Origin of the sequence: Pseudomonas sp. ITEM 17296 (assembly GCF_028895205.1) — a bacterium.
GTDB lineage: Bacteria > Pseudomonadota > Gammaproteobacteria > Pseudomonadales > Pseudomonadaceae > Aquipseudomonas > Aquipseudomonas kermanshahensis.
Genome location: NZ_WJRS01000051.1, coordinates 1 through 9,037 on the forward strand (window position 1 = coordinate 1; position 9,037 = coordinate 9,037).

General features: G+C 56.8%; 12 protein-coding genes. 5 read left to right on the forward strand and 7 right to left on the reverse strand.

Annotated features, from left to right (window positions below):
- Positions 1–157: 157 nt before the first annotated feature.
- From GIB19_RS27770 to GIB19_RS27790, 5 genes are all read left to right on the forward strand, one after another.
- Complete coding sequence (locus GIB19_RS27770) at positions 158–1,423, forward strand: cystathionine gamma-synthase family protein (protein ID WP_027596345.1); 1,266 nt, start codon at positions 158–160, stop codon at positions 1,421–1,423.
- Positions 1,424–1,547: 124 nt separating this feature from the next.
- Complete coding sequence (locus tag GIB19_RS27775; RefSeq protein WP_027596346.1) at positions 1,548–2,987, forward strand: amino acid permease; 1,440 nt, start codon at positions 1,548–1,550, stop codon at positions 2,985–2,987.
- A gap of 49 nt (positions 2,988–3,036) precedes the next feature.
- A complete protein-coding gene (locus GIB19_RS27780) occupies positions 3,037–3,927 on the forward strand; it encodes a LysR substrate-binding domain-containing protein (protein ID WP_274888812.1) in 891 nt (296 codons plus the stop codon).
- 15 nt (positions 3,928–3,942) lie between these two features.
- Entirely contained in the window at positions 3,943–5,331 is a 1,389-nt protein-coding gene (gene thrC / locus GIB19_RS27785; RefSeq protein ID WP_274888814.1) for a threonine synthase, read from the forward strand.
- On the forward strand, positions 5,328–5,765 hold the full coding sequence (locus tag GIB19_RS27790; protein WP_099430920.1) for an Lrp/AsnC family transcriptional regulator: 438 nt from the start codon (positions 5,328–5,330) through the stop codon (positions 5,763–5,765). The genes thrC and GIB19_RS27790 overlap by 4 nt, the downstream gene beginning before the upstream one ends.
- A gap of 318 nt (positions 5,766–6,083) precedes the next feature.
- Here GIB19_RS27790 and GIB19_RS28575 read toward each other — a convergent pair whose 3' ends face one another.
- The 7 genes from GIB19_RS28575 to GIB19_RS27815 form a co-directional block, all read right to left on the reverse strand.
- A complete protein-coding gene (locus GIB19_RS28575; protein ID WP_099429676.1) occupies positions 6,084–6,476 on the reverse strand; it encodes an Imm15 family immunity protein in 393 nt (130 codons plus the stop codon).
- Between the two features lie 656 nt (positions 6,477–7,132).
- On the reverse strand, positions 7,133–7,306 hold the full coding sequence (locus GIB19_RS28290) for a PAAR domain-containing protein (RefSeq protein ID WP_099429675.1): 174 nt from the start codon (positions 7,304–7,306) through the stop codon (positions 7,133–7,135).
- Between the two features lie 137 nt (positions 7,307–7,443).
- Positions 7,444–7,704: a DUF7683 domain-containing protein gene (locus GIB19_RS28580; protein ID WP_446731411.1), complete on the reverse strand. Its 261-nt coding sequence runs from the start codon at positions 7,702–7,704 to the stop codon at positions 7,444–7,446.
- Positions 7,701–8,051: a colicin E3/pyocin S6 family cytotoxin gene (locus GIB19_RS27800; protein ID WP_342456470.1), complete on the reverse strand. Its 351-nt coding sequence runs from the start codon at positions 8,049–8,051 to the stop codon at positions 7,701–7,703. The genes GIB19_RS28580 and GIB19_RS27800 overlap by 4 nt, the downstream gene beginning before the upstream one ends.
- A 176-nt stretch (positions 8,052–8,227) precedes the next feature.
- Positions 8,228–8,380 (reverse strand): hypothetical protein, encoded by a 153-nt coding sequence (locus GIB19_RS27805; protein ID WP_157765563.1) that lies wholly within the window; start codon positions 8,378–8,380, stop codon positions 8,228–8,230.
- Entirely contained in the window at positions 8,370–8,843 is a 474-nt protein-coding gene (locus tag GIB19_RS27810) for a hypothetical protein (protein WP_157765562.1), read from the reverse strand. Before GIB19_RS27810 ends, GIB19_RS27805 begins: the two co-directional genes overlap by 11 nt.
- The coding region (locus GIB19_RS27815; RefSeq protein ID WP_274888815.1) for a hypothetical protein at positions 8,824–9,037 on the reverse strand (214 nt) is incomplete at its 5' end. The genes GIB19_RS27810 and GIB19_RS27815, both read right to left, overlap by 20 nt.

Below are 9,037 nucleotides of genomic sequence, written 5' to 3' on the forward strand. Positions count from 1 at the left end.
ACCCGGATGGCTTGCCCGGCGCAGGCGGCTTGGTAAGCCATTAAAATAAGCGCCCCTTAGGGCCCAATTGCATCGTTTTTCATGGGCGCAGGTGCGCTCTATAGTCCTCGCAGACCAGTCGAAACACCGCCGTGTTTCATCGATGCGAGACAATGACATGAATAACCAAGCAAAGGTCGCTAACGGCGTGCAGCCGGGTATCGGGACGCGGGTGGTGTGGGAGGGTGAACAAGTCGAGCACCCCTTCAATGCCACCCAAACCCCGATCATCGCCAGTGCCGCCTACGGCTACCAGGATATCGACGCCTGGTACGACATCGCGCTGGGCAAGCAGCCGGGCTTCATCTACAGCCGCATGAGCAACCCGACGGTTGCGGTCCTCGAGGACAAACTCTGTGCACTGGAACACGCCGAGTCGGCCGTGGCCTTCAGCACCGGTATGGCGGCCATCAGCGGTGTGCTGCATACCTTCCTGTGCAACGGCAAACGCGTGGTCTCGACCCGCGACAGCTACGGCGGCACCAACAAGATTTTCGAAGAATTCCTCCCCCGTCAGGGCGTCGAAGTGACGCTGTGCGACACCCTCGACACCGACGCCATGGAGCGTGAAATCGCCCGGGGTTGCGATGTGGTCTACCTGGAGACCCCGAGCAACCCGACGCTGAAAATCCTCGACATCCGCCGCTTGGTGGCCGCAGCAAAGCGTGTGGGCGCCTTGGTCGTTGCCGACAACACCTTCGCCACGCCGCTGAACCAGAACCCGCTGCTGCTGGGCGTCGATGTGGTAGTGCACAGTGCGACCAAGTTCCTTTCCGGCCATGGCGATGTGCTGGGCGGGGTGGTCTGCGGCAGCGAAGCCTTGATGGCGCAGGTGCGTCACTACCGCGAAATCAACGGCGCTTCGCTGGACCCGTTTTCCGCGTACCTGATCATTCGCGGCATCAAGACCCTGGCGCTGCGCCTGCGCCAGCAGCAGGCCAGCGCCCAGGCCCTGGCTGAGTACCTGTGCAGCGAGCCGTTGGTCGAGTCGGTCAACTACCCCGGGTTGCCTGGGCACCCAGGCCACGCGATCGCCAGTGCGCAGATGCGCGGCTTTGGCGCCATCGTCAGTTTCGTGCTGGTGGGTGGGATGGGCACTGTCGTCAAGTTGCTGCCCAAGCTGCGCTACGCCCACCGCGCCGGCAACCTGGGTGCGGTGGAAACCATCTACGGGCCGGCACGGACAACCAGCCACGTGGAAAACACCCTGGAAGAGCGCCAGGCATTGGGCATTTCAGAAGGCCTGGTGCGGGTGTCGGTCGGCATCGAGGATACCGCCGACCTGCTGGAAGACCTGCGCCAGGCGTTCGCCGCTGTGCAGGTCGAACGCGCGCAGGGGCAGGGCAGCGACACCTGTGGCCGGCACGTCGAAGTGTCCACCTGAGGCGTCGGGCACGCCCTTCACGATTCATGAAAGCCATAACAATAACAGCCGCTGACACAGCGACGGTGGCGGCCTCAGGGCCACCTGCCGGCTGCTGTGCCAGCCACTTCATGAGAACTCAACTATGTCCACCGAACACTCAAACGCGGCGTCGGGCCACCCGGCCGGGTACAAGAAAGAGATGCACACGCGCCACATCGTCATGCTGGCGCTGGGCGGCGTGATCGGCACTGGCCTGTTTCTGACGTCAGGCTACACGGTCAACCAGGCCGGGCCCTTGGGCGCGGTCATCGCCTATATCGTCGGCGCGGTCATGGTCTACCTGGTGATGGTCTGCCTGGGTGAACTGGCGGTGCAGATGCCCGAAACTGGCTCGTTCAGCAGTTATGCAACCCGCTATTTGGGGCCTGGCACCGGGTACACGGTGGCCTGGCTGTACTGGTTGACCTGGACGGTGGCGATCGGCTCGGAGTTCACCGCGGCGGGTATCCTGATGGTGCGCTGGTTCCCCGACACGCCGGTGTGGATCTGGAGCGCGTTGTTCGCGATCACGGTACTGGTCAGCAACGTAGTGTCGGTGCGCCTGTTTGCCGAGACCGAATTCTGGCTGTCGCTGGTCAAGGTGCTGACGGTGATCGCCTTCATCGCCATCGGCGGGGCGGCGATTTTTGGCCTGCTCGATGTGCAGCACGTGCAGGGCATCGGACTGTCCAACTTCACCCGCGAAGGCTTGTTCCCGACCGGCTTGCTGCCGATCGCAATGACGTTGCTGGCGGTGTCGTTCGCCTTCTCCGGCACCGAACTCATCGGCATTGCCGCCGGTGAGGCAAAAGACCCACAGGACAGCGTGCCCAAGGCGATACGTACTACGGTAGTACGATTGGCGCTGTTCTTCGTCGGCACCATCATCGTCCTGGCCACCTTGCTGCCGCGTGAACAGGCAGGCCTGGTCGAAAGCCCGTTCGTCATGGTCTTCGACCTGATCGGCATTCCGTACTCGGCAGACATCATGAACTTCGTGATCCTCACCGCGCTGCTGTCGGCCGCCAACTCCGGGTTGTACGCGGCCTCGCGGATGCTGTGGACGCTCAGTGACCAGGGCCATATGCCCAAGTGCTTCGCCCGCCTGTCGCCACGCGGCACGCCGGTCAACGCCATCATGCTGAGCATGGCCGGCGCCGCGGCGTCGTTGCTCAGCAGCGTGCTGGCGCCAGACACGGTGTACTTGGCGCTGGTGTCGATTTCCGGCCTGGCAGTGGTGGTGGTGTGGATGAGCATCGCCGCCAGCCAGATGGCCTTCCGCCGACACTATGTGGCCAATGGCGGCCGGGTCGAAGACCTGCACTTCAGGGTGCGCGGCTACCCGTGGGTGCCGCTGGGCGCGATTGCCTGTTGCGTGCTGGCGTGTGTCGGCATTGCCTTCGACCCGGAGCAGCGTGTTGCCCTGTATTTCGGCATCCCGTTCATTGCCTGGTGCTACTTCGTCTACTGGGTGACCCGCAACAAACGTGCACAGCGCCTGGCGGCAGCGGCATCGGCAGGCGCGGGTGTTGGCGCGACCTGAACAAACCGGTTCATGATGCACGGATTCAACTGTGAACGAGGTCGTGTCGATGAAGCAAAAATCCCTGCCGCCGCTCAACTGGCTGCGGTCGTTCGAAGTGTCGGCACGCGCCTTGAACTTTACCCACGCGGCGGAGGAACTGCACCTTACCCAAGGCGCGGTAAGCCAGCAGATTCGGCAACTCGAAAGCCACTTGGGCGTGGCCTTGTTCAAGCGCTTGCCCAGGGGCCTGGGCCTCACCGAAGAAGGGCAGTCGTACTTGCCGGTGGTGCAGGATGCAATCAGCCGCCTGGCGATGGGCACCAACGAGATTTTCGGCCAGCACAAGCGCGGCCCCGTGAAGGTGCGTGGCAGCCTGTCGTTTCTGCAGTACTGGCTTGCCCCGCGGCTGCCGGACTTCAGCCGCCAGCACCCGCACATCGATATCCGCTACATCAGCAACCTCTGGGTCAAGGCGCCCGATGGCGAGGACGACCTGGAAGTGCGCTGGGGCAATGGCGAATGGCCCGGCCTGCATGCCCAACGCTTGACCTGGGACGTGTTGGTGCCGGTGTGTTCGCCGGCACTGATGGCGCGCTCGGCCATTCGCGAACCACGCGACCTCAGGCACCACCCGCTGCTGCATGTGCTGGGCTATGAAGAGGGCTGGGGGTATTGGCTCAAGCGGGTGGGCGCGGACGATGTCGATTATTCGCGCGGGCTGCAGTTCGACACCCTGGTGTCCACCATCCGCATGGCCGAGCTGGGGCAGGGGGTGGCGCTGGCGCGGTCCTCGGTGGTCGAGGACCTGCTCAGGGACGGCCAACTGGTCGCGCCGTTCAGCCAGCGCATCGAAGCGAGCGAGTCGTTTTACCTGGTACGCGAGCAGGGCCGCCCATTGCCGCCCGATGCCGCGCTGTTTTCTTCCTGGCTGGTGGCACACGCGCACCGGCCTTTGTAACCCTGTGGAGTTTTCATGCACTACGTAAGTACCCGCAACGGTGATGTACGGGCGGACTTCCGTGAGGTGGTGCTGTCGGGGCCTGCCGCTGATGGCGGGCTGTATGTGCCAGCACACTTGCCGGTGATCAGTCCGGAGGAGATTGCCAGTTGGTCATGGCTGCCGTTCGATGAGCTGGTCTGGCGGGTGATCGCGCCCTTCGTCGGCGATGCCATCGATGATCAAGCCTTGCGTGCGCTGCTCAGCGACAGCTACAAGGCCTTCAGCCATCGTGCCATCACGCCGCTGCAGCAGATTGGCCATAACGAATGGATCCTGCAGCTGTTTCATGGCCCTACCCACACCTCGAAGGACTTTGCCGCACAGCTTCAGGCGCGGCTGGTCAGCCACTTTCTCGAGCAGTCGGGCGAAGCGGCGTTGGTGGTTGGTGCCACCAATGGCGATACCGGCATTGCCGCCATCCAAGCCTTCGCTTCCAGGCCGAAGGTGCGCCTGGCGATTCTCTACCCCCGCAACGAGATCCCGGCAGACCGCCTGGCCGCCTTGCAGGCGGGTGACCCTGCCAGTGTTCAGCTGATACCCGTCGATGGCAGTTTCGATGACTGCCAGACCCTGGTGGCGCGGCTGTTCCGTGCCTGGCCGCTGGAAGGGTTGATACCGGTGTGTTTCAACTCCACCAACTGGGTCGGGGTACTTGCCCAGATCGTGTTCTACTTCCACGCGGCGCTGCAACTGGGGGGCGGCACCCGCCCGGTCGGGTTCAGTGTGCCCGCAGCGAGTTTCGCAGAGATCTACGCCGGCTTCATTGCGCAGAAAATGGGCCTGCCGATCAACCAGGTGATCGTGTCGACCAACAGCAACGATGCCCTTCACCGGTTTCTGCACCGCAATCGCTACGCGCCGCACGCCAGTCAGCGCACATTATCACCGGCCATGGACTTCTCGCTCTATTCGAACCTGGAGCGCTTCATCTGGGAGCTGTACGGGCGCAGTGGCAGCAGCGTTGCGGCACTGATGGCGCAGTTCGAGGCTTGCGGTGAATTAAGCATCGGCAATGCGCAATGGCTTCAGGCGCGGGTGTTGTTCGACTCTTATGCGGTGGATGAGGCCGAGGTGCGCCGCGAAGTCATCAAACTGCGCACGCAAGCCGCAGCGCTGGTCGACCCGCACACGGCTGTCGGCGCGCTGGCCGGCCGCATGCATCGACGCAGCCTGGGCGCACCGATGGTGACCCTGGGCCAGATTGCGCCGGCCAAGTCGGCTGCGCTATTGGCGCAGTTGGGCGTGTGGGAGGGTGAGCTTGCACCGCAGCCCGTGGTGCAAGACGGGCCGCCAGCCTTGTGCAGAGGGGACCTTGATGGCTTGTGCCAGGCCCTGCTGGCAGCGCAGTCGAGGCCGGCATGAAACGCATCCTCGACCCGCTGGACGAGCGCATTCTTGCCGAATTGACTGCCAATGCGCGGATTGCCCATGCCGAACTCGGGGCCAAGGTCAACCTCTCGCGCAATGCGGTGCGCCAGCGTATCGAACGGCTTGAGCGCGATGGCGCGATACAGGGCTACACCGTTCGGCTGGGGGATTCCCGCCGCCCTTCATCGTTGATCAGCGCGGCGATTTTCGTCTATCGCTACGACCGCATGCGCGGGGACGACGTGCTGGCCAAATTGCGCACCCTCCCTGAGGTGATCCAGTGCGAAGTGCTCAGTGGCGAGTTCGACTTGATGCTGAGGGTTGCTGCGGCGACCCCGGAACGGGTCCACGCCGTCTGGAAAGAAATCGCCGGCATGCCGGGTGTTGAAAACACCGTTACCTCGTTTGTTCTCTCCGCTATTTTTTAACCCTAGTTCTGTCCGGTGCCAGTACTAACGATATTCTTCATATGCAGTTCACTACGGTTCTCTTCAGGCTTTGCTAGTAAAGTATTTCGCTTGCTGTCGTTTCATATTGATATGGATCGTAGGGGATGAGCGAGTATAGGTTCAGTGCCGTCAATGGTGGAGCATCATCTTGATGCTCCGTTCAAAGCAGATGTGGCTATCTAAGAACCGCAAAAACTCTAACTAGGTCTTCATTGCACACCTCATCAAAAAAGCGACTTTCGTAGAATGAGAATATAGAGTCTAAATGGCATTTCTTAAATGCTTCTTTGGTTGTATTCATCTCTGGCGAGTTTTTTGTACGTTATGTGAGTGCAGTCGTTTCAAGAAGCTTGCTCTTGACTCTCTTGCATGTATGAAAAAATGTGGTATTGGGGACTCTTCAGGGTTCGACAGGTTGAAGTCAGTAAAGCTTAATGCGAGAAATCGACTTTCGGTGCAAATATTGTTTTTTAGAGCGTATAGCATGGCCGAATTTAAAGTGAAGAAGGCAGCGTTTACTAATATGTCTGTAATGTCTGTGATCTTTAATTTGCGGATTAGTATTGATGTTTTTTTGTATCGAGATACAAGAGGGATCTCTTCAAATAACTCGTAATCGTCAAAAAATACACTTACTTCGTTCCAGGGTTCATTTTTGACTATTTCGTTGAATGTGTCTTGTAAGTTCATCGCTTTTCAATTCTCCACCCATGATCGTTTAGCCATTCTATCGCCTTTCCTGAAAATGTGACGTCCCCTTTTCCTTTGTCGTGAATGGATCCGTCTTGATTGTAACCGGAGCCGCATGGGCAATGTGCATGCCATTGACTTTTGGGTACGTCCCTTTCCGGGGCGCCAATTCTAGTGATCTGAGGGCGGTCGCCATGCCGCAGGTTGCTGCGGGAGGTTGGCGACCGTTGGTGTCAATCTTTTGTTGTTAATCCTCTGAGCGGGATTTCCTGTGATATGGCTATTTCTTCTTTGCAAACTCTAGGTGGGCGCTGAAAAAGTGAGAATTATAAATGGCTGCTATATTCATGTCTGTCATTAATTTCGTCTAGAGGGATTTCGTGTGGAATCAATGTGCGCCAATATTTTTTATGGCTGCGGGTGGGTATAATATGTTCGAGGTATTCGGATATGTCTGATTTGGTTTTGGGTCCAAATTCCTCAAGCGTTAAATGAAATAGCCTTGGTACTACATGGATGAGACAGATGAATTTGTCCCACTCATAGACGCAAATGGAGTACAGGCCGACGTGTCCTCAATCGTAAGTCAGGAGCGGCGGCAACAGACACACTGCAGGGATGTCTGTTGTTCGCTCACTCTACGTGGCCTGGCTGACTCAGCGATGAACGCTGCCGTGTGATGCACTGGCGATCAACCTGGCTCCGCGCGCGGTTTCCATGCCCCCGAGCGCGACAGAGGTGCCGTTGACGCGGTACGTGCCACTGCCCTCGATGATAGGGAACTCTCCCTTGCAAAAAGGGTAGAATACCATGTTGCCTTTGCCAGCCATTAGCTTACTGTTGAGGTTGGTGTGGGGAATGTAGTGAGAACCTTTCCGCCGTGATCAGTTGAGTTGCCAAGTCGAATTATTTTCGTCATTTTAGAGGGGCCAATCTTATTGAGAGTAGGCTTATCGGGCCTACGAATCTATGGGTCGACAATCTGTTCGCATGATAAAAAATAGTCATAATTATTTAGATCGAAGAATCCATTCACTAGATTCTTGAGGTTAGCTGCTGCGTTGGTATCTATTGGATATTCGTTATAAAGGCGGTCGGCTGGGTCGTTAATGTTAAATATGGTGCGTAGCGTGGCGGCGCTCGGCTGTTGGGCGAAATCTAGTTCATTAACTAACTCGTCGCTACCTTTTGCGAATATTGATATGTATCGTCTTGTTTTATGGGTCATGGTTCAACTCTCCGAACAGATTTTGCGTTTTTAGATGGTATCGGATTTCCTGTTTCTGGGTCAAAAGCGCCAAGGTGTCGACCGCGGCGATCGTATTTCTCAATTTCGCCATGTTGTGAGTCCCATTCGCAGATACATCCATCAGGAAGCTTCCATCGCTTTCTTAATCCACCGCCTCCCTGGATAGGTGTTTTGGGTCGCGCCGGATCCCAATCAATATCGTAATGGTCTCCATGCCTCGGTTGCGGTAGCAGATCCAAGCTGGCGTTAATCATCGCCTGTGCCATCGGAATGAACGTCGCCGGCTCGAATACGTAGTCGGTGGTACTGCCATCTCGTTTCCTCATCGTGACGACATTCTCGGCGTCGCGTGTAAAGTGCTGATCAAGGTCATCGTAGGCGTAATGAATCGAAGTACCAGCTTGCTGGGTCGAGCGCCTTGAGGACGTGATTGTGGCTGCGAATGTCCGTTTGACTCTCGTAGTAGGTTTTAAAAGAATAATGTGTTAGCTGTGCGTCAATTTCAGGCTTTCGCTGCCAAGGTCAATTGGCTGGGTTTTGCCAGTACTGCAGCACCTGATTCAGTATCGTCAAATTCGCCGATGGGAATAATTAAGAAATTTGATGTTTTTTCTGTGTTCTCCAGTATCTCTTCCGGGTGTCGCCTAGCGATCATATCGCCATCCATTTGAAATAAGCTGTTTTATTGATTTCCAGTCGTCGGATAACACTAAGTGAGATGAGGAGTGTGATGACATAAAATTAGATATTTCAGAAAACTCTGGGTTGATAAGGTGTATGGCTCCGAAATACTGAGTCTCATTATTTTTTGAGTGAATAGCATATTCCTTTGTCAGGTCTCCTGCAGGTAATGAAATGCCGCTTTTCTTAAGTCCACCCCATAAGCGGTATTGTTCAGTTATTCTAGTTGCTTTTACCATCCCGCCATTGCTCACTAAAAGCCAGGCGCTATATCTTGGTTTTTGGGCAAGAATTATGTGATAAATTTCTCGCATTGCATTGGCGTGGCCATTTAATGGCTTGCTTATGCAATAAATGACTATGGCGGCAGACAAAGGGCTTGTGTTGCGCTTTGAGATGGAGGTGATATTTAAAATGTTATTTTTTGTCGTATACATTGGGGGTGATTTCTGTTGTTTTTTTAATAGTTATAGTGGCCATTATCCTGGTCGTTGAAGTGAGCGCCACGGTTTTGAGGATTGTTTTTCCGAAATCATGGCCGCCAGCATCACTTCTGATTAGACGGCCAATTTCGTCGTATTCGAAGGCTGTGATGCGATAACCATGGATACGGTGGTGTGTTTTCGTGTTT

Bases quoted from the DNA above. Each gene is read 5' to 3' on its own strand.
- GIB19_RS27770 (WP_027596345.1), top strand. From the start codon at position 158: ATGAATAACCAAGCAAAGGTCGCTAACGGCGTGCAGCCGGGTATCGGG.
- GIB19_RS27775 (WP_027596346.1), top strand. From the start codon at position 1,548: ATGTCCACCGAACACTCAAACGCGGCGTCGGGCCACCCGGCCGGGTAC.
- GIB19_RS27780 (WP_274888812.1), top strand. From the start codon at position 3,037: ATGAAGCAAAAATCCCTGCCGCCGCTCAACTGGCTGCGGTCGTTCGAA.
- thrC (WP_274888814.1), top strand. From the start codon at position 3,943: ATGCACTACGTAAGTACCCGCAACGGTGATGTACGGGCGGACTTCCGT.
- GIB19_RS27790 (WP_099430920.1), top strand. From the start codon at position 5,328: ATGAAACGCATCCTCGACCCGCTGGACGAGCGCATTCTTGCCGAATTG.
- GIB19_RS28575 (WP_099429676.1), bottom strand. From the start codon at position 6,476: ATGAACTTACAAGACACATTCAACGAAATAGTCAAAAATGAACCCTGG.
- GIB19_RS28290 (WP_099429675.1), bottom strand. From the start codon at position 7,306: ATGGCTGGCAAAGGCAACATGGTATTCTACCCTTTTTGCAAGGGAGAG.
- GIB19_RS28580 (WP_446731411.1), bottom strand. From the start codon at position 7,704: ATGACCCATAAAACAAGACGATACATATCAATATTCGCAAAAGGTAGC.
- GIB19_RS27800 (WP_342456470.1), bottom strand. From the start codon at position 8,051: ATGAGGAAACGAGATGGCAGTACCACCGACTACGTATTCGAGCCGGCG.
- GIB19_RS27805 (WP_157765563.1), bottom strand. From the start codon at position 8,380: ATGATCGCTAGGCGACACCCGGAAGAGATACTGGAGAACACAGAAAAA.
- GIB19_RS27810 (WP_157765562.1), bottom strand. From the start codon at position 8,843: ATGTATACGACAAAAAATAACATTTTAAATATCACCTCCATCTCAAAG.